Annotated in this window: 18 protein-coding genes; 15 read left to right on the plus strand and 3 right to left on the minus strand. The window is 68.3% G+C overall.

Going from position 1 to position 17,434, the window contains the following annotated elements; genetic code table 11:
* Positions 1-5 precede the first annotated feature (5 nt).
* Positions 6-590 (minus strand): TetR/AcrR family transcriptional regulator, encoded by a 585-nt coding sequence (locus ACGLHS_RS29295; protein ID WP_093245936.1) that lies wholly within the window; start codon positions 588-590, stop codon positions 6-8.
* A 135-nt stretch (positions 591-725) separates the two neighbouring features.
* On the opposite strand from ACGLHS_RS29295, the gene ACGLHS_RS29300 reads away from it, so the two are divergent.
* Positions 726-1,532, plus strand: coding sequence for an SDR family NAD(P)-dependent oxidoreductase (locus tag ACGLHS_RS29300; RefSeq protein ID WP_394485331.1), 807 nt, complete (start codon positions 726-728; stop codon positions 1,530-1,532).
* Here the strand turns inward: ACGLHS_RS29300 and ACGLHS_RS29305 are convergent.
* Together ACGLHS_RS29305 and ACGLHS_RS29310 are read right to left on the minus strand one after the other, a co-directional pair.
* Positions 1,511-2,164: a TetR/AcrR family transcriptional regulator gene (locus tag ACGLHS_RS29305; protein WP_394485332.1), complete on the minus strand. Its 654-nt coding sequence runs from the start codon at positions 2,162-2,164 to the stop codon at positions 1,511-1,513. The two genes, ACGLHS_RS29300 and ACGLHS_RS29305, sit on opposite strands and share 22 nt — an antisense overlap.
* A 78-nt stretch (positions 2,165-2,242) precedes the next feature.
* Entirely contained in the window at positions 2,243-2,845 is a 603-nt protein-coding gene (locus ACGLHS_RS29310) for a phenylacetic acid degradation protein PaaY (RefSeq protein WP_394485333.1), read from the minus strand.
* Between the two features lie 152 nt (positions 2,846-2,997).
* Between ACGLHS_RS29310 and ACGLHS_RS29315 the strand changes: the two genes are divergently transcribed.
* From ACGLHS_RS29315 to ACGLHS_RS29380, 14 genes are all read left to right on the plus strand, one after another.
* Entirely contained in the window at positions 2,998-3,801 is an 804-nt protein-coding gene (locus tag ACGLHS_RS29315; RefSeq protein ID WP_394485334.1) for an enoyl-CoA hydratase-related protein, read from the plus strand.
* Positions 3,802-3,807: 6 nt separating this feature from the next.
* Positions 3,808-4,251, plus strand: a complete 444-nt coding sequence (paaI, locus tag ACGLHS_RS29320; RefSeq protein WP_093245942.1) for a hydroxyphenylacetyl-CoA thioesterase PaaI — start codon at positions 3,808-3,810, stop codon at positions 4,249-4,251.
* Positions 4,252-4,268: 17 nt separating this feature from the next.
* Entirely contained in the window at positions 4,269-5,579 is a 1,311-nt protein-coding gene (gene paaK, locus ACGLHS_RS29325; protein ID WP_394485335.1) for a phenylacetate--CoA ligase PaaK, read from the plus strand.
* Positions 5,580-5,619: 40 nt separating this feature from the next.
* Entirely contained in the window at positions 5,620-6,630 is a 1,011-nt protein-coding gene (gene paaA / locus ACGLHS_RS29330) for a 1,2-phenylacetyl-CoA epoxidase subunit PaaA (protein ID WP_394485336.1), read from the plus strand.
* Positions 6,627-6,926 carry a 1,2-phenylacetyl-CoA epoxidase subunit PaaB gene (gene paaB / locus ACGLHS_RS29335; protein ID WP_394485337.1) on the plus strand — a complete coding sequence of 100 codons (300 nt, stop codon included), beginning with the start codon at positions 6,627-6,629 and terminating at the stop codon, positions 6,924-6,926. Before paaA ends, paaB begins: the two co-directional genes overlap by 4 nt.
* A gap of 14 nt (positions 6,927-6,940) precedes the next feature.
* Positions 6,941-7,720 carry a 1,2-phenylacetyl-CoA epoxidase subunit PaaC gene (paaC, locus tag ACGLHS_RS29340; RefSeq protein WP_394485338.1) on the plus strand — a complete coding sequence of 260 codons (780 nt, stop codon included), beginning with the start codon at positions 6,941-6,943 and terminating at the stop codon, positions 7,718-7,720.
* Entirely contained in the window at positions 7,720-8,244 is a 525-nt protein-coding gene (gene paaD, locus ACGLHS_RS29345; protein WP_394485339.1) for a 1,2-phenylacetyl-CoA epoxidase subunit PaaD, read from the plus strand. Before paaC ends, paaD begins: the two co-directional genes overlap by 1 nt.
* A 13-nt stretch (positions 8,245-8,257) precedes the next feature.
* Complete coding sequence (gene paaE / locus ACGLHS_RS29350; protein ID WP_394485340.1) at positions 8,258-9,352, plus strand: 1,2-phenylacetyl-CoA epoxidase subunit PaaE; 1,095 nt, start codon at positions 8,258-8,260, stop codon at positions 9,350-9,352.
* 50 nt (positions 9,353-9,402) lie between these two features.
* Complete coding sequence (locus ACGLHS_RS29355; protein ID WP_093245952.1) at positions 9,403-10,548, plus strand: ABC transporter substrate-binding protein; 1,146 nt, start codon at positions 9,403-9,405, stop codon at positions 10,546-10,548.
* Positions 10,549-10,747: 199 nt separating this feature from the next.
* Positions 10,748-11,776, plus strand: coding sequence for a branched-chain amino acid ABC transporter permease (locus tag ACGLHS_RS29360; RefSeq protein ID WP_394485341.1), 1,029 nt, complete (start codon positions 10,748-10,750; stop codon positions 11,774-11,776).
* Entirely contained in the window at positions 11,773-13,689 is a 1,917-nt protein-coding gene (locus tag ACGLHS_RS29365) for an ATP-binding cassette domain-containing protein (RefSeq protein WP_394485342.1), read from the plus strand. The genes ACGLHS_RS29360 and ACGLHS_RS29365 overlap by 4 nt, the downstream gene beginning before the upstream one ends.
* The gene (locus ACGLHS_RS29370; protein WP_093245956.1) at positions 13,686-14,417 is read left to right on the plus strand and encodes an ABC transporter ATP-binding protein; all 732 of its coding nucleotides are present in this window, start codon (positions 13,686-13,688) and stop codon (positions 14,415-14,417) included. The genes ACGLHS_RS29365 and ACGLHS_RS29370 overlap by 4 nt, the downstream gene beginning before the upstream one ends.
* Positions 14,418-14,597: 180 nt before the next feature.
* Complete coding sequence (paaZ, locus tag ACGLHS_RS29375; RefSeq protein ID WP_394485343.1) at positions 14,598-16,649, plus strand: phenylacetic acid degradation bifunctional protein PaaZ; 2,052 nt, start codon at positions 14,598-14,600, stop codon at positions 16,647-16,649.
* Positions 16,649-17,407 (plus strand): SDR family NAD(P)-dependent oxidoreductase, encoded by a 759-nt coding sequence (locus ACGLHS_RS29380; protein ID WP_394485344.1) that lies wholly within the window; start codon positions 16,649-16,651, stop codon positions 17,405-17,407. Before paaZ ends, ACGLHS_RS29380 begins: the two co-directional genes overlap by 1 nt.
* Positions 17,408-17,434: the final 27 nt, after the last annotated feature.

The following is a 17,434-nucleotide window of genomic DNA, read 5'->3' on the forward strand; positions in this document are numbered from 1 at the left end:
CGCTTTCAGGCGCCCGTGGCCGACTTCGACGCCAGTCGTTCGAGGCCGGTGCGCACTTCGTCCAGCACCTCGTTCGACAGGGCTTCGTCGTTCACCGCGCGGGCGATCACCACGCCGCCGAGCATGGCGGCGAGCATCAGGATGGCGTCGGCGCGCGCGGCCTTCTTCGTGCGCCACGGAAAGTGTTTCGTGAAGCGCTCGATGGTGGCCTTGAAGTGCGCCGTCAGCGACGCACTCAGGCCCTGCTCGCGCCCCGTCTGCTCCGCGAATGCCGCCATCAGGCAGCCCTGGCTGCGGTCGTCGCGGTGGTCGGCGCTCAGGTAGGCGCGCATGTAGGCCAGCAGGCCTTCCGGCTTTTCGGCCACGCTGTCGATCTGGTCCAGCGCGGCGGCCGAGGCATGGTCGATGCACTCGGCCATCAATGCCTCCTTCGAGGCGAAGTGGTTATAGAACGGCCCGTGCGTGAGGCCCGTGGCCTTCATGATCTCGGCCACGCTCACGCCACCGAAGCCGCGCTCCTTGAACAGGCGCGAGGCTTCGGCAAGGATCTTCTGGTGCTTTTCGGCGGTTTCTGCTGGGGGGTATCGCATGCGACCTCTTCCTGTTCCGGGCTGCGTCAAGCGCGTGCTTGACGTTAAGCATGATAACCATCATGCTTCGCCATCTCAAACATGACGACCATCATGTTTGAAACCGACCCACCCTATTTCCTGAATGGAATCGACATGAGCGAACAAGCAAACCCCGGCACCGCCGTCGTCACCGGCGCCTCGGCCGGCCTCGGCAAGATCTATGCGGACCGCCTCGCCCGGCGCGGCCACGACCTGCTGCTGGTGGCCCGGCGCGGTGACCGGCTCGAAGAAGTGGCCCAGGCCCTGCGCGCCGCATACGGCGTGAAGGTGCAGACGCTGGTGGCCGACCTGGGTGCGGCCGACGACCTGGAACGCGTGGCGGCCGTCGTGGCCGCCGACCCCGCCATCACGCTGCTCGTCAACAACGCCGGCACCTCGACGCTGGCACCGGTCGCGCAGACCTCGACCGCGCAGATGCAGCAGATGCTCGGCGTGAACATCCACGCCCTCGCCCGCCTGAGCCATGCGGTGCTGCCGGCCTTCAAGGCGCGCAACCGCGGCACGCTGGTCAACGTGGGCTCGGTGCTGGGCTTTCACACGCTGCCAGTCAGCAGCATCTACAGCGGCACCAAGGCTTTCGTGGTGGCCTTCACGCGGGGCCTGCAGGCCGAAGTCGCGGGCACCGGCGTGAAGGTGCAGCTGGTGTTGCCGGCCGCCACGGCCACCGACATCTGGGAGCTGTCGGGCGTGCCGAAGTCGACCCTGGCCGAGGGCACGCTCATGGCCGCCGAAGACTGCGTGGACGCCGCGCTGGCCGGGCTCGACCTGGGCGAGCCGATCACGCTGCCTTCGGTGAATGAAGCCGCGCTGCTGGCCAGCTTCACCGACGCGAGCGCCCGCCTGTTCACCGCCTCGCAGACCGGCAAGCCGGCAACGCGCTACCTGGCGGCGGCTGCCTGAGCCTCGGCCATCTTGGCCGCGATCGCGGCGTAGTCCGGTGACTGGACCGCGCCGACACCGCCCAAAAACAGATCGGCCACGATCGGCGCAATCGCCGCGTGGTCGAGTTTTCCGCCGGGCTTCATCCAGGTGAACATCCAGTTGATCATGCCGAACAGGAGCATGGTCAGCGGCTTGGCCAGGTCGTCGCTCGGCGCGCCGGGCCGCAGCGCGGAGACGGCGCGCGCAAAACCCGCGACCACCTCGCGCTCCTTGTCGAGCACGCGCTCGCGGTCGGCCTCTTCCAGAAAGCGCACGTCGTCGGTCAGCACGCGGTGCGCGTCCTGCGCGCCGGCGTATTCTTCGACGATGCGGTAGATGAAGCGGCGCAGCCGCTGCTCGTCGGTATGGGGCGAGGCCTCTTCCTCGGCCACCAGCGCCGCCAGCTTCGAGACGTGCGTCTCGGCGATGCTGATCAGGAGGCTGCTCTTGTCCTTGTAGTAGTGATAGAGCGTGGCCTTCGAGAGATTGCAGGCCTCGGCCACCTGGTTCATGGACGTGGCGGGATAGCCCCGGCGCGCGAACAGCTGGGCCGCCTGCGCAAGGATCAGTTCACGCTGGTCGTCGTAGGTGGCGGATCTTCCACGCGGCATCGGGTCTGGTTCCTGGAGTGAGCGGTTGGGGGCAACGCGCGATCTTGCACGAAGCGCGAATGGCGTCGTCGGCTGCCGTCAGTTGCGCTTCGTGGCAATGAGCGAGCGCACGTCGGTGGCAGGCAGGCGCGGCCGGTCCTGTTCCACCTCGGCGAGCGGCGCCACCTCGCGCAGGCTGGCCAGGCTGCGCACCGTGAGCGCCTGGTAGGTGTGCGTGCCTTCGAGCTTCCAGGCGATTTCTTCCGCGCTCAGCTCGCGCCGCACCTTGGCCGGAATGCCGGCCACCAGCGAGCGCGCCGGCACCTTCATGCCGGCCGGCACGAAGGCACAGGCCGCGACGATGGCCTGCGCGCCGATCTCGGCCTCGTCCATCACCACCGCGTTCATGCCCACCAGCGCGTCGCGCCGCACGATGCAGCTGTGCAGGATGGCGCCGTGCCCGATGTGGCCGTTGACCTCGATCACCGTGTCGTTGTCGGGAAAGCCGTGCACGCAGCAGTGGTCCTGCACGTTCGAGCCCTCCTGCAGCACGATGCGGCCGAAGTCGCCGCGCAGGCTGGCACAGGGGCCCACATAACAACGGGGGCCGACGATCACGTCGCCGATCAGCACGGCCGTGGGGTGCACGTACGCGCTCGGGTCGACGACCGGGATCACGCCGTCGATGGAATAGCTGGGCATTGGGTCCGTCTCCTTTTTTGCAGGGCTCAGGGTTTGCCCTGAAATCAACCCGCTTGTGCTGGAATCATGGTCGATCCTAAAATCAACCGAACGGTCGGTCAATAGTGTTTGCACGCCGATACGTCCCCCACACAGGATGAGAGACACAAGCCATGAGTGAATCTTTGGTACTCACCAGCAACGCCGGCGCGGTGCGCACGCTGAGCCTGAATCGCCCCGCGGCGCTGAACAGCTTCACGACGGAACTGCACGCCGAACTGCTGGCGGCGTTGTCGCAAGCCGCCACGGACGACACCGTGCGCTGCGTGGTGCTCACCGGCGCCGGGCGCGCCTTCTGCGCCGGGCAGGACCTGGCCGATCCCTCGGTCGCGCCCGACCCCACGCCCGGCGCGGCCCCCAAGGACCTGGGCCACGTCATCTCCACCTACTACGCCCCGCTGGTCGACATGCTCCGCTCGATGCCGGTGCCGGTGATCGCCGCCGTCAATGGCGTTGCGGCCGGAGCGGGTGCCAACCTCGCGCTGTGCTGCGACCTCGTGGTGGCGGGTCGCTCAGCCAGCTTCATCCAGGCCTTCACCAAGATCGGCCTCGTGCCCGACACCGGCGGCACCTGGCTGCTGCCGCGCCTCGTGGGCCCGGCGCGCGCGCTCGGCATCGCGATGCTCGGCGACAAGCTGCCCGCCGAAGAAGCCGCGCGCATCGGACTGATCTGGCAGTGCGTGGACGACGCGGCGCTGGCCGACACCGTCGCCTCGCTCGCCTCGAGGCTCGCCGCCATGCCGACCCGCGCGCTCGTCGCCACCCGCCACGCCATGGCCGCCGCGCAGAACACCGACCTGGACACGGCACTCGCCGAAGAAGCCCGCATCCAGCGCGAGATGGGCAATGCCAGCGACTACCGCGAAGGCGTCGAAGCCTTCCGCGCCAAGCGCGCCCCGCAATTCAAGGACCGCTGACACGCCATGACCGAAACCAACCGCACGCCCCAGCAAACGGCCGAGTACGTCCGCGACGGCATGTTCGCGAACGACAACGCCACCAAGGGCCTCGGCATGCGCATCGTCGAGGTCGGCCCCGGCCAGGCCACCCTCGAGATGCGGGTGCGCCCCGACATGCTCAACGGCCACGCCACCTGCCACGGCGGCTTCATGGCCACGCTGGCCGACTCGACCTTCGCCTTCGCTTGCAACTCGTACAACGAGCTGACCGTGGCCTCGGGCTTCTCGATCGACTTCATCGCACCGGCGCGCGAAGGCGACCTGCTCACCGCACGCTGCCACGAAGTGTCGAAGGCCGGCCGCACCGGCGTGTACGACACCGAAATCACCAACCAGCGCGGCGAGCGCATCGCGATGTTCCGCGGCCGCTCCTACACCGCCAAAGGCCGCCCCGCCGTCCCCGCCTGAAGAAGAGACAAGCCACCATGACCGCCCGACACCCCGCCCCCGGCGAACTCGACCCCATCGAAACCGCGAGCCGCGACGAGATCGCCGCGCTGCAGCTCACCCGCCTGCGCGCCACGCTGCAGCGCGCGTATGACAACGTGCCGCACTACCGAAAGGCCTTCGATGCCAAGGGCGTGCACCCGAACGACCTGAAGTCGCTTGCCGACCTGTCGAAGTTTCCGTTCACGGTGAAGAGCGACCTGCGCGACAACTATCCCTTCGGCATGTTCGCGGTGCCGCGCGAACAGGTCGCGCGCATCCACGCGTCGTCGGGCACCACCGGCAAGCCGACGGTGGTGGGCTATACGCTGAAAGACATCGACACCTGGGCCGGCCTCGTCGCCCGCTCCATTCGCGCGGCGGGCGGACGGCCCGGCGACATGGTGCACGTGTCGTACGGCTACGGCCTCTTCACCGGCGGCCTGGGCGCGCACTACGGCGCCGAGCGCGCGGGCTGCACCGTCATCCCGATGTCGGGCGGCCAGACCGAGAAGCAGGTGCAGATCATCCAGGACTTCAAGCCCGACATCATCATGGTCACGCCCAGCTACATGCAGGTGATCATCGAGCAGTTCGAGCGCCAGGGCCTCGATGCAAAAGACAGCTCGCTCAAGATCGGCATCTTCGGCGCCGAGCCCTGGACCGAAGCGATGCGCCGCGACATCGAGGCCAAGGCCGGCATCGATGCGGTCGACATCTACGGCCTGTCGGAAGTGATGGGCCCCGGCGTGGCCAGCGAATGCGTCGAAAGCAAGGATGGCCCCGTGATCTGGGAAGACCACTTCTATCCCGAGATCATCGACCCCGAGACCGGCGAGCTGAAGGCCGACGGCGAAGAAGGCGAACTGGTCTTCACCTCGCTCAGCAAAGAGGCCATGCCGATCGTTCGCTACCGCACGCGCGACCTCACGCGCCTGCTGCCGCCCACCTCGCGTTCGTTCCGCCGCATGGGCAAGATCGTCGGGCGCAGCGACGACATGATGATCATCCGCGGCGTCAACGTCTTCCCCACGCAGGTCGAAGAGATCGTGCTCGCGCACAAGTCGCTCTCGGGCCTCTACCAGGTGCACGTGAGCCGTGCCGACAAGCTCGACCAGGTCGAGGTGCACTGCGAGCTCAACCCCGCCGAGGCGGCTTCGGCGGACCGCTCCGCCATCGGCGAATGGGTGCAGCACCGCGTGAAGACGCTCATCGGCATCTCCACGCGCGTGGTCGTCCACTCGCCCAACGAGATGGAACGCACCCAGACCGGCAAGGCCCGCCGCGTGATCGACACCCGCCCGCGCTGAACGCACAGCGCGCGCACCACCCCACCGAAAGGACACGCACATGTACACCCAGGCCATGGACACCATGGGCAAGGACGCAGGCGACGGCAAGCAGAAGGCCGTGCGCTCCGCCGAGGAGATGCGGCTCGAGGAGCGCTTCGACGCGCACATCGACGCCGGCGACTTCATCGAGGCGAAAGACTGGATGCCCGAGCACTACCGCAAGACGCTCGTGCGGCAGATCAGCCAGCACGCGCATTCTGAAATCGTCGGCATGCTGCCCGAGGGCAACTGGATCAGCCGCGCGCCCACGTTGAAGCGCAAGGCCATCCTCTTGGCCAAGGTGCAGGACGAAGGCGGCCACGGCCTCTACCTGTACGCCGCCGCCGAAACGCTGGGCACCTCGCGCGACCAGATGTTCGACGCGCTGCACAGCGGCAAGGCCAAGTACAGCTCGATCTTCAACTACCCCACGCTCACCTGGGCCGACATGGGCACCATCGGCTGGCTGGTCGATGGCGCGGCCATCATGAACCAGGTGCCGATCTGCCGCTGCTCGTACGCACCGTATGCGCGCGCCATGATCCGCATCTGTCGCGAGGAGAGCTTTCACCAGCGCCAGGGCTACGAGGCCCTGCTGACGATGATGACCCACGGCACCGACGCGCAGAAGGCGATGGTGCAGGACGCGGTCAACCGCTGGTGGTGGCCCTCGATCATGATGTTCGGCCCACCCGACGACCAGTCGCCCAACAGCGCGCAGTCGATGCGCTGGGGCATCAAGCGCTTCAGCAACGACGAGCTGCGCCAGAAGTTCATCGACGCCGCCGTCGAGCAGGCCCGCATCCTCGGCGTGACGCTGCCCGACCCCGACCTGAAGTGGAACGAAGAGCGCCAGGCGCACGACTTCGGCGCCATCGACTGGAGCGAGTTCTGGCGCGTGGTGGGCGGCGACGGCCCCTGCAACCGCGAGCGCCTGCAGGCGCGCGTCGACGCCTGGGAAGACGGCGCCTGGGTCCGCGAAGCCGCGATGGCCCACGCCAACAAACAACCATTGAAGGAGGCCGCATGAGCGCCGATACCAGCAAACAAGAGTGGCCCCTGTGGGAAGTGTTCGTGCGCAGCAAGGCGGGCCTGGACCACAAGCATTGCGGCAGCCTGCACGCGGCCGATTCGAAGATGGCGATCCAGATGGCGCGCGACGTGTACACGCGCCGCCAGGAAGGCAGCAGCATCTGGGTGGTGCGCTCCGAGCAGATCGTGGCGAGCGACCCCAGCGAGAAGGACATGTACTTCGATCCGGCGGAAGACAAGGTGTATCGCCACCCGACCTTCTACGCGCTGCCCAAGTCCGTGGACCACATGTGAGCGAGCGGCACGCCATGCAAGCATCGATCGAACTGAACCGCACGCCGGCCGTGCAATACCTGCTGCGCATCGGCGACACCTGCCTCGTGCTCGCGCAGCGCCTGGGCGAGTGGTGCGGCCATGCGCCCGTGCTCGAAGAAGACATCGCGATGGCCAACATCGCGCTCGACCTCGTCGGCCAGGCGCGCGGCCTGCTCACGCATGCCGGCAAGCTCGAAGGCGAAGGCCGCGAGCACGACGAAGACCAGCTCGCCTACCTGCGCGAGGAGCGCGACTACTTCAACCTCACGCTGGTCGAGCTGCCGCGCGGCGACTTCGCCTTTGCGGTGCTGCGCAACACCATGGTCGCCACGCTGCTCAAGCTGCTGTGGCAGCGCCTGGCCGCGTCGAGCGATGCCGAAGTGGCCGCCATCGCCGGCAAGGCCGTGAAGGAAGCGCGCTACCACCAGCAGCACTCGGGCGACTGGGTCGTTCGCCTGGGCGACGGCACCGACGAATCGCGCCGCCGCACCGAGAAAGCGCTGAAGCAGCTCTGGCTCTACGTGCCCGAGCTGTTCGAGAGCGACGCGGTGGACGAAGCAGCCAGCGCCAGCGGCCTCGGCCCGGCATGGAGCGAACTGCGCGAAGCCTGGCTTGCAGAGATGCAGCAGGTGCTCGACGCCGCCGGCCTCGCGATGCCTGCCGAAGCCGCCTTCCGCAGCACCGGCAAGCACGGCGTGCACAGCGAGCACATGGGCTACATCCTCACCGAGATGCAGCACCTGCAGCGCACCTTCCCCGGAGGCGTGTGGTGATGAACGCAGTGGCGTCGCGCGTCGATGCGGCGTGGGCCGTGCTGCACACGGTGCTCGACCCCGAGGTGCCGGCCGTGTCGGTCTGCGACCTGGGCATCGTGCGCGAGGTGATCGAACACGACGACGGCCTGGAGATCGTGCTCACGCCGACCTACTCCGGCTGCCCCGCGACCGAAGCCATCGAGCACGACGTGCTGGCCGCCATCGAACAGGCCGGCCTGGGCCATGCCCGCGCCACGCTGCGCCGCGCGCCCGCATGGAGCAGCGACTGGATCAGCGACGAGGGCCGCGCCAAGCTCAAGGCCTACGGCATCGCACCGCCGGCCCACCTCACACCCGAAGCGGCGGCCGACACCGCCATGCCGATCAAGCTCTTCGGCCGCATTGCCGGCGAACGCATCGCCTGCCCGCGCTGCGCGAGCGAGCGCACCGAGCGCCTGTCGGCCTTCGGCTCAACCGCCTGCAAGGCCCTGTACCGCTGCATGGCCTGCCGCGAGCCTTTCGAACACTTCAAGCCAATCTGAGACGGTCCCCACGATGAGCACCCTTTTCCATCCCTTGCGCGTGAAGGCCATCGAGCCCGACACGGCCGAGGCCGTCATCGTCTCGTTCGAAGTGCCGGCCGACCTGCGCGAAGTCTTCGGCTTCACGCAGGGCCAGTACCTCACCCTGCGCCACGCCGTCGACGGCCAGGACCTGCGCCGCTCGTACTCGATCTGCGCCGGCCTGGACGACGGCGAGCTGCGCGTCGGCGTGCGCAAGGTGCGCGGCGGCGTGTTCTCCAACTGGATCAATGCCAGCCTGCAGCCCGGCGACACCCTGCAGGTGATGGCGCCGCAGGGCCGCTTCTTCGTACCGATCGAGCCGGCCTCGGCGCGGCACCACGTCGGCATTGCGGGCGGCAGCGGCATCACGCCGATCCTGTCGATCATGAAGACGGTGCTGGCGCGCGAGCCGCAGAGCCGCTTCACGCTGATCTACGGCAACCGGCAGCTGCAGTCCACGATGTTCAAGGAAGAGATCGAGGACCTGAAGAACCGCTACATGACGCGGCTGGTTCTGCAGCACGTGTTCTCCGACGAGCACACCGATTCGCCACTGGGCTTCGGCGTGATGAACCGCGAGAAGATCGGCGAGTTCCTGGCGTCGGTGGTGCCGGCGAAGAACATCGACCACGTGTACGTCTGCGGCCCGTTCCAGATGAACGACGAGGCCGAGGCCGCGCTGCTGGCCGCCGGCGTGCCCGAAGAGCGCATCCACATCGAGCGCTTCGGCGTTGCGCTGCCTTCGGCCACCTCGGCCAACCAGGTCGGCGCGGTGGTGCACGAGGCGCTGCCGGGCGATGCCAAGCAGGCGCGCATCACCATCGTGCGCGACGGCCTGCAGCGCGAGATCACCTACACCGAAGGCCAGCCGAGCATTCTCGATGCGGCGTCGGCGGCCGGCCTCGAAGTGCCGTTCTCCTGCACTTCCGGCGTGTGCGGCACCTGCCGCGCCAAGTGCGTGGACGGGGAAGTCCGAATGGAACGGAACTTCGCGCTCGACAAGAATGAGGTCGCTGCAGGTTTCATATTGACCTGCCAGGCTCACCCCCTCACCGAACGCGTCACGCTCTCTTTCGACGAGCGGTGATCGAAGATACTTCAGGCCTCAACCATTTTTCAACCCGGAGACAAGTCCAAATGAAATTCTTCAAGCCCTTGCTGATCGCCGCGCTGTGCGCCACCGCCGCCGCGGCCTGGGCCGACGTCAATGTCGGCGTGACGGTCTCGGCCACCGGCCCGGCCGCCTCGCTCGGCATTCCCGAGAAGAACACCATCTCGCTGATGCCCAAGACCATCGCGGGCCAGAAGATCAACTACATCGTGCTGGACGACGCCTCGGACACCACGGCCGCCGTGGCCAACACGCGCAAGCTCATCGCCGAGAACAAGGTCGACATCATCCTGGGCTCGACCACCACGCCCAACTCGCTCGCCATGATCGACGTGGCCAGCGAAGCCAAGACGCCGATGATCTCGGTGGCCGCCTCGGCCCGCATCATCGAGCCGATGGACGCCAAGAAGAAGTGGGTGTTCAAGACGCCGCAGAACGACATCATGATGTCGCTCGCCATCGCCGAGCACATGGCCGCCAACGGCGTGAAGACGGTGGCCTTCATCGGCTTCTCGGACGCGTACGGCGAAGGCTGGTCGGAAGAATTCGCAAAAGCCGCCGCGCTGAAGAAGATCACCGTGGTTGCCAACGAGCGCTACTCGCGCACCGACACCTCGGTGACGGGCCAGGCGCTGAAGATCATGGCCAGCAAGGCCGACGCCGTGCTGGTCGCGGGCTCCGGCACGCCGGCCGCGCTGCCGCAGAAGACGCTCAAGGAGCGCGGCTACACCGGCAAGATGTACCAGACCCACGGCGTGGCCAATGCCGACTTCCTGCGCGTCGGCGGCAAGGACGTCGAAGGCACCTTCCTGCCCGCGGGCCCGGTGCTCGTGGCCGAACAGCTGCCGGCCAGCAACCCCGTGAAGAAGTCCGCGCTGGCTTACGTCGCGGCCTATGAAGCGGCCTACGGCAAGGGCTCGGTGTCGACCTTCGGCGCGCACGCCTGGGACGCCGGCCTGCTGATGAGCTCGGCCGTGCCGGTCGCGCTGAAGAAGGCACAGCCGGGCACGCCGGAGTTCCGCGCCGCGCTGCGCGATGCGCTGGAGCAGACCAAGGAAGTGTCGGGTGCGCACGGCGTGTTCAACATGACCGAAAAGGACCACCTGGGCCTCGACCAGCGCGCACGCGTGATGGTGAAGATCGAAAACGGCGCCTGGAAATACCAGCCCTGATCGCGTCTGCCTTGCTCCCTCCCCCGCTGGGGGAGGGCCGGGGTGGGGCAGGCGGCACGTGATGAAGCACTGCGCCGAACGCGCCACGCCCCCTTCCCAACCTTCCCCCAGAGGGGGAAGGAGCAACACAGAGCAGTGCGGCTGAAGGCGCTGCCGCAGACACTGATTCGACACACGGGCCGAGCCCAAAGGTTTTTTTATGGATTCGCAGATTGCCCTGCTCCTGGGGCAGGACGGCATCGTCAACGGTGCCGTCTACGGCTTGATGGCGCTCGCGCTGGTGCTGGTGTTTTCAGTCACGCGCGTCATCTTCATTCCCCAGGGCGAGTTCGTCGCCTTCGGGGCGCTCTCGATGGCGATGCTGCAAGCCGGCCGCGTGCCGGCCACGCTGTGGCTGCTGCTGGCGCTGGCGGTGATGGTGCTGGTGGTCGAGGCCTGGCGCTGGAAGCGCGGCGCGGTGGTCGACTGGGCCTCGGCGCTCGTGTGGTGCGTGGTGCTGCCGCTGGCCGCCGCCGCGCTGGTGCTGCTGCTCAAGCCCACCTCCATGGCGGGGCAGACGCTGACCACGCTGGTTCTCATCACGCCGCTTGGGCCCCTGCTCTATCGCCTGGCCTACCGGCCGCTGGCGGATGCCAACGTGCTGATGCTGCTGATCGTCTCGGTCGCGCTGCATGGCGTGCTGGTCGGGCTGGGCCTGTTGTTCTTCGGTGCCGAAGGTTCGCGCACCACGGCGTTTTCGGAAGCGCGCTTCGACATCGGCGGCATTCCGATCAGCGGGCAATCGCTGGTCGTGGTCGGCGTCACGCTGCTGCTGGTGATCGCCATGTTCCTGTTCTTCGGCCGCTCGATGGTCGGCAAGGCCTTGCGCGCCACCGCCATCAACCGCGTGGGCGCCCGGCTGTCGGGCATTCCGACCGAGCTGTCGGGTGACCTGAGCTTTGCGCTCGCGGCGCTCATCGGCGCGGTCTCGGGCCTGCTGATCGCGCCGCTGACCACCGTGTACTACGACACCGGCTTCCTCATCGGCCTGAAGGGCTTCGTGGCCGCCATCGTCGGCGGGCTCGCCAGCTATCCGCTCGCGCTGGCCGGCGCGCTGCTGGTCGGCCAGCTCGAAGCCTTCGCCTCTTTCTGGGCCAGCCCCTTCAAGGAAGTGCTGGTCTTCACCTTGATCATTCCGGTGCTGTGGTGGCGTTCGCTGCGCAGCCATCACGTGGAGGACGAGGAATGAACCCGTCTTCGAACAACATCGCTGCCGTCGACAACGCGCCCCCCATGGGCAAGCCGCTGGTCACGCCGCGCCAGCTCACGCTGGTCCTCGTGGTCCTGCTGGCGCTGGCCTGGGGCTTCCTGCCCGAATTCACCGTCTCGGTGCTCAGCAACATCGGCCTCTATGCATTGGTCGCGGCCGGGCTGGTCATGCTGACCGGCGTGGGCGGCATGACCTCCTTCGGCCAGGCCGCGTTCGTCGGCATGGGCGCCTATGCCACCGCGTGGATCTGCACCTCGCCCACCGCCGCCGCGTGGATGGGCGGCGCGGTCAGCCCCGCGCTGCTGCCATGGGCCGGCCTGCTGCTGGGCCTGGTCTTCACCTTCGCGCTCGCATGGGCGCTGGGCGCGGTCACGCTCAAGCTGCAGGGCCACTACCTGCCGCTGTGCACCATCGCCTGGGGCCTGAGCCTGTACTACCTGTTCGGCAACATGGAGTTCCTGGGCGGGCAGACCGGCATCACCGGCGTGCCGCCGCTGGTGGTCGCGGGTGTCTCACTGGCCACGCCGCGCGCGCTGGGCGTGGTGATCTGGGCCGTGCTGCTGCTTGCGCTGTGGGCACTGCACAACCTGCTCGACTCGCGCGAAGGCCGCGCGATCCGCGCGCTCAAGGGCGGACGGCTGATGGCCGAGTCGATGGGCGTGGACACGGCGCGCCACCGCATCAAGCTGTTCGTGCTGGCTGCGCTGCTCGCGGCGATCTCGGGCTGGCTCTACGCGCACCTGCAGCGCTTCGTGAACCCGACGCCCTTCAACCTGAACATCGGCATCGAGCTGCTGTTCATGGCGGTGGTCGGCGGCGCGGGCCACCTGTGGGGCGCGGTGCTCGGCGCGGCGCTCATCACGCTGCTGAAGGAAAAGCTGCAGGACGTGCTGCCCTCGCTGCTGGGCACCAGCGGAAACTTCGAGGTGATCGTGTTCGGCTTGCTGATGCTGTTCGTGCTGCAGCGCTTTGCGGATGGCCTCTGGCCCACGCTGTCGCGGCTGACCAGCCGCTGGGTACGCAACGAGGCGAAGCCCGCCGCAGCCTCTTCGGCAACGGCATCGAAGGTGGCACCCGCGCAACTCGCGCAGCGCACGCTGCCGGCCAGCGGCGAACTGCTGCTGCAGGCCGACAACGTCAGCAAGCGCTTCGGCGGCCTCGTTGCCAACAACGAGATCTCGATGACGCTGAAGGCCGGCGAGATCCATGCGCTGATCGGCCCGAACGGCGCCGGCAAAAGCACCTTCTTCAACATGATCTCGGGCGTGGACGATCCCAGCTCCGGCGAAGTGCGGCTCTCGGGCCAGTCGATGGCCACCAAGCCGTCGCGCGCCTTCGCCGCGCTGGGCCTGGGCCGCACCTTCCAGCACGTGCGCCTGCTCGGCCAGCGCAGCGTGGTCGAGAACGTCGCGCTCGGTGCCCACCTGCGCGCCAGGCGCGGCTGGCTCTCGGCGATGCTGCGGCTCGACCGCGCGGAAGAAGCCGCGCTGATGGCGGAAGCTCGCAGGCAGATCGAACGCTGCGGCCTCGGCGCGCATGCCGACACGCCGGCCGCGTCGCTCTCGCTCGGCCAGCAACGCGTGGTCGAGATCGCGCGCGCACTGGCCGGCCAGCCGTCGGTGCTGCTGCTCGACGAACCCGCCGCCGGCCTGCGCCACCTGGAAAAGCGCGCCCTCTCGGAGCTGCTGAGCCAGCTGCGCGCCGAGGGCCTGGGCATCCTCGTGGTGGAACACGACATGGAGTTCGTGATGAACCTCGCCGACCGCATCACGGTGCTGGAGTTCGGCACCGTCATCGCCACCGGCACGCCCGCCGAAGTGCAGGCCAACCCGCGCGTGCTCGAAGCCTATCTGGGCGGCGCCGACGACGAACTGCTGGAAGACGCACGATGAGCCACCCCCTGCTTCAACTCGACGGCTTCTGCGTCGCCTACCGCACCGTCGAAGCGGTGCACAGCGTGCACCTGCATGTGAACGAAGGCGAGATCGTCACCGTGATCGGCCCCAACGGCGCCGGCAAGACCACGCTGCTGTGCGCGGCGATGGGCCTGCTGCCCTCCACCGGCAGCCTGTTGCTGAACGGCGAGCGCATCGCCCGCCCCGGCGTCGAAACCATGGTGGCGCGCGGCGTGGCCCTGGTGCCCGAGCGGCGCGAGCTGTTCGGCGAGATGTCGGTCGAAGACAACCTGCTGCTCGGCGGCTTCTACCAGTGGCGCAAGGGCAAGCGCGACCAGCGCGCGCGCATGGAAGAAGTCTTCGAGATCTTTCCGCGCCTGCGCGAACGCCGGCCGCAGATGGCCTCGACGCTGTCGGGCGGCGAACGCCAGATGCTGGCCATCGGCCGCGCGCTGATGGCGCGTCCGCGCCTGCTGATGCTCGACGAACCTTCGCTCGGCCTCGCGCCGCTGGTGGTGCGCGAAGTGCTGCGCGTGGTCGCGCAACTGCGCAGCCATGGCGTCTCGGTGCTGCTGGTGGAACAGAACGCACGCGCCGCGCTGCAGGTGGCCGACCGCGCCTATGTGCTGGAGATGGGCGACGTGGCGCTCGAAGGCAACGCGCGCGACCTGCTGCATGACCAAAGAATCATCGACACGTATCTGGGCATCGGCAACAAGCATTGACGCCGTTTCCTCGCTCCCGGTCTTTCTCCCTCCCCTTCCGGGGGAGGGTCGGGGTGGGGGCAGGCGGCACTTGATGAAGCACTGCGCCGAACGAGCCATGCCCCCATCCCTGCCTTCCCCCAAAGGGGGAAGGAGCAAGACCCGGACGGCCTCATCCGTCACTGACGAAAGGACACCCTCATGACCACCCTTCAAAGCTACATCGCCGGCCGCTGGATCGGCAAGGAGGCCTCGCAGCAACTGCGCAGCGCCATCAACGGCACCGCCGTGGCCAGCACGCACGCCGAAGCCATCGACTTCGCCGAAGCGCTGAACCACGCGCGCCGCGTCGGCCTGCCCGCGCTGATGGCGCTCGACTTCCAGCAGCGCTCCGAGCGGCTGAAGGCGCTGGCCAAGTTCCTGGCCGCGAACAAGGAAACGCTTTACGCCATTTCGGCCCACACCGGTGCCACGCGCGCCGACAGCTGGATCGACATCGAAGGCGGCGCCGGCACGCTCAGCGCCTACGCCGGCATCGGCTCCAACGAGCTGCCCTCGGGCAACCTCGTGCACGAAGGCCCGGCCTTCCCGCTCGGCAAGAAGGGCGGCTTCGCGGGCACGCACATCCTGGTGCCGCGCGGCGGCGTGGCGGTGCACATCAACGCCTTCAACTTCCCGGTGTGGGGCCTGCTCGAGAAGTTCGCGCCCAGCTTCCTGGCGGGCATGCCGTGCATCGGCAAGCCGGCCACGGCCACCAGCTACCTCACCGAAGCGCTGGTGCGGCTCATCGTGCAGTCGGGCATCCTGCCCGAAGGCAGCCTGCAACTGGTGATCGGCTCCACGGGCGACCTGCTCGACCGGCTCGAAGGGCCGGACGTGGTCACCTTCACCGGTTCGGCCGACACGGCAGCAAGGCTGCGCGTGAACGCGAACCTGGTGCGCCAGTCGATCCCGTTCAATGCCGAGGCCGACTCGCTGAACTGCGCGATCCTCGCGCCCGACGTGACGCCCGACGACGAGGAGTTCGATCTCTTCGTGAAAGAGGTGGCGCGCGAGATGACCATCAAGGCCGGCCAGAAGTGCACGGCGATCCGCCGCGCGATCGTGCCGCGCCAGCACCTCGATGCCGTGGCCGAACGCCTGCGCGCACGGCTCGCGAAGACGGTCATTGGTGACCCGTCGCGCGAAGAAGTGCGCATGGGCGCCCTCGCCTCGCATGCGCAGCAAGCCGACGTGGCCGAGCGCGTCGCGGCGCTGCTGCAGGGCGCCGAGATGGTGTACGGCGAGCGCGACGGCTTCTCGCCTGTGGGCGACGGCGTGAACGAAGGCGCCTTCTTCGCGCCCACGCTGCTGCTGAGCCGCAAGCCGCTCGAACACGATGCAGCGCACGACATTGAGGCCTTCGGCCCCGTCAGCACGCTGATGCCCTACGACGGCATCGACGAAGCGTTGGCACTGGCCGCGCGCGGCCGTGGCAGCCTGGTCGGCACGCTGGTCACGCGCGACCCGGCCATCGCGGCCAAGGCGATTCCCGTCGCCGCCGCATGGCACGGCCGCCTGCTGGTGCTCGACCGCGAAGCCGCCGCCGAATCGACCGGCCACGGCTCGCCGCTGCCGCAGCTCAAGCACGGCGGGCCCGGCCGCGCGGGTGGCGGCGAAGAACTCGGCGGCCTGCGCGCCGTGAAGCACTACCTGCAACGCGCCGCGGTGCAGGGCTCGCCCACCATGCTGGCCGCGATCACGCGCGAGCACGTGCGCGGCGCGGCCGTGCGCGAGAGCGACATCCATCCGTTCCGCCGCTATTTCGAAGACCTGCAGATCGGCGACTCGCTGCTCACGCACCGCCGCACCGTCGGCGAGGCCGACATCGTGGCCTTCGGCGGCATCTCGGGCGACTATTTCTACATGCACTTCGACGACGTGGCGGCCAAGGAATCGCCCTTCGGCAAGCGCATCGCGCACGGCTACTTCGTGCTGTCGGCGGCGGCGGGGCTGTTCGTGTCGCCCGCGCCGGGCCCGGTGCTCGCCAACTACGGGCTGGACACGCTGCGCTTCGTCAAGCCCGTGGGCATCGGCGACACCATCCGCGCGCGCCTGACCTGCAAGCGCAAGATCGACCGCAACAAGAAGGACGCGAGCGGCCAGGGCCAGGGCGTGGTGGCATGGGACGTGGAAGTGACGAACCAGGACGGCGAACTGGTCGCCAGCTACGACATCCTGACCCTCGTTTCCAAGAAGCCCGAGGCCTCCTGATGTTCGATCTCACCGGCAAAACAGCGCTCGTCACCGGCGGCAATGGCGGCATCGGCCTGGGCATGGCGCAGGGGCTGGCCAGGGCCGGCGCCCGCGTCATCGTCGCCGCGCGCAATGCGCAGAAATCGGCCGCCGCGGTCGAGGCGCTGAAGGCGCTGGGCAGCGACAGCTTTGCGCTCGAAGCCGACGTGAGCGACGAGGCCTCGGTGCAGAAGCTGTTCGACGACGCCGCCGCGCGCTGCGGGCGGCTCGACATCCTCATCAACAACGCCGGCACCACGGTGCGCAAGCCGGCCGACCAGCTCTCGCTGGACGAGTGGAACAAGGTGCTGGGCACCAACCTCACCAGCGCCTTTTTGTGCAGCCGCGCCGCGCATCCGCACCTGAAGGCGGCGGGTGGCGGCAAGATCATCAACATCGGCTCGATGATGTCGATCTTCGGCGCGCCCTACGCGCCGGCCTATGCCGCGAGCAAGGCGGGCATCGTGCAGCTCACCAAGTCGACGGCGCTCTCGTGGGCGGCGGACAACATCCAGGTCAACGCCATCCTGCCGGGCTGGTTCGAGACCGAACTCACCGACGGCGCGCGCAGCCAGATCCCGGGCCTGTACGACCGCGTGGTGGCACGCGCCGCCGCCGGCCGCTGGGGCCAGCCGGTCGACATCGCGGGCACGGCCGTGTTTCTGGCGAGCCCCGCGTCGGACTACGTGACGGGCACCGCCATTCCGGTCGACGGCGGGTTTTCGATCTCCGGCTGAGGCGCGCGGCGCGTGTAGATTCGGCCG

The sequence above is a fragment of the Variovorax sp. VaC1 genome (genome assembly GCF_043658315.1).
Classification (GTDB): Bacteria; Pseudomonadota; Gammaproteobacteria; order Burkholderiales; family Burkholderiaceae_C; genus Variovorax.

What these genes read in the sequence shown, in the direction of transcription:
- ACGLHS_RS29295 (WP_093245936.1), bottom strand. Translation starts at nt 590, where the DNA reads ATGCGATACCCCCCAGCAGAAACCGCCGAAAAGCACCAGAAGATCCTT.
- ACGLHS_RS29300 (WP_394485331.1), top strand. Translation starts at nt 726, where the DNA reads ATGAGCGAACAAGCAAACCCCGGCACCGCCGTCGTCACCGGCGCCTCG.
- ACGLHS_RS29305 (WP_394485332.1), bottom strand. Translation starts at nt 2,164, where the DNA reads ATGCCGCGTGGAAGATCCGCCACCTACGACGACCAGCGTGAACTGATC.
- ACGLHS_RS29310 (WP_394485333.1), bottom strand. Translation starts at nt 2,845, where the DNA reads ATGCCCAGCTATTCCATCGACGGCGTGATCCCGGTCGTCGACCCGAGC.
- ACGLHS_RS29315 (WP_394485334.1), top strand. Translation starts at nt 2,998, where the DNA reads ATGAGTGAATCTTTGGTACTCACCAGCAACGCCGGCGCGGTGCGCACG.
- paaI (WP_093245942.1), top strand. Translation starts at nt 3,808, where the DNA reads ATGACCGAAACCAACCGCACGCCCCAGCAAACGGCCGAGTACGTCCGC.
- paaK (WP_394485335.1), top strand. Translation starts at nt 4,269, where the DNA reads ATGACCGCCCGACACCCCGCCCCCGGCGAACTCGACCCCATCGAAACC.
- paaA (WP_394485336.1), top strand. Translation starts at nt 5,620, where the DNA reads ATGTACACCCAGGCCATGGACACCATGGGCAAGGACGCAGGCGACGGC.
- paaB (WP_394485337.1), top strand. Translation starts at nt 6,627, where the DNA reads ATGAGCGCCGATACCAGCAAACAAGAGTGGCCCCTGTGGGAAGTGTTC.
- paaC (WP_394485338.1), top strand. Translation starts at nt 6,941, where the DNA reads ATGCAAGCATCGATCGAACTGAACCGCACGCCGGCCGTGCAATACCTG.
- paaD (WP_394485339.1), top strand. Translation starts at nt 7,720, where the DNA reads ATGAACGCAGTGGCGTCGCGCGTCGATGCGGCGTGGGCCGTGCTGCAC.
- paaE (WP_394485340.1), top strand. Translation starts at nt 8,258, where the DNA reads ATGAGCACCCTTTTCCATCCCTTGCGCGTGAAGGCCATCGAGCCCGAC.
- ACGLHS_RS29355 (WP_093245952.1), top strand. Translation starts at nt 9,403, where the DNA reads ATGAAATTCTTCAAGCCCTTGCTGATCGCCGCGCTGTGCGCCACCGCC.
- ACGLHS_RS29360 (WP_394485341.1), top strand. Translation starts at nt 10,748, where the DNA reads ATGGATTCGCAGATTGCCCTGCTCCTGGGGCAGGACGGCATCGTCAAC.
- ACGLHS_RS29365 (WP_394485342.1), top strand. Translation starts at nt 11,773, where the DNA reads ATGAACCCGTCTTCGAACAACATCGCTGCCGTCGACAACGCGCCCCCC.
- ACGLHS_RS29370 (WP_093245956.1), top strand. Translation starts at nt 13,686, where the DNA reads ATGAGCCACCCCCTGCTTCAACTCGACGGCTTCTGCGTCGCCTACCGC.
- paaZ (WP_394485343.1), top strand. Translation starts at nt 14,598, where the DNA reads ATGACCACCCTTCAAAGCTACATCGCCGGCCGCTGGATCGGCAAGGAG.
- ACGLHS_RS29380 (WP_394485344.1), top strand. Translation starts at nt 16,649, where the DNA reads ATGTTCGATCTCACCGGCAAAACAGCGCTCGTCACCGGCGGCAATGGC.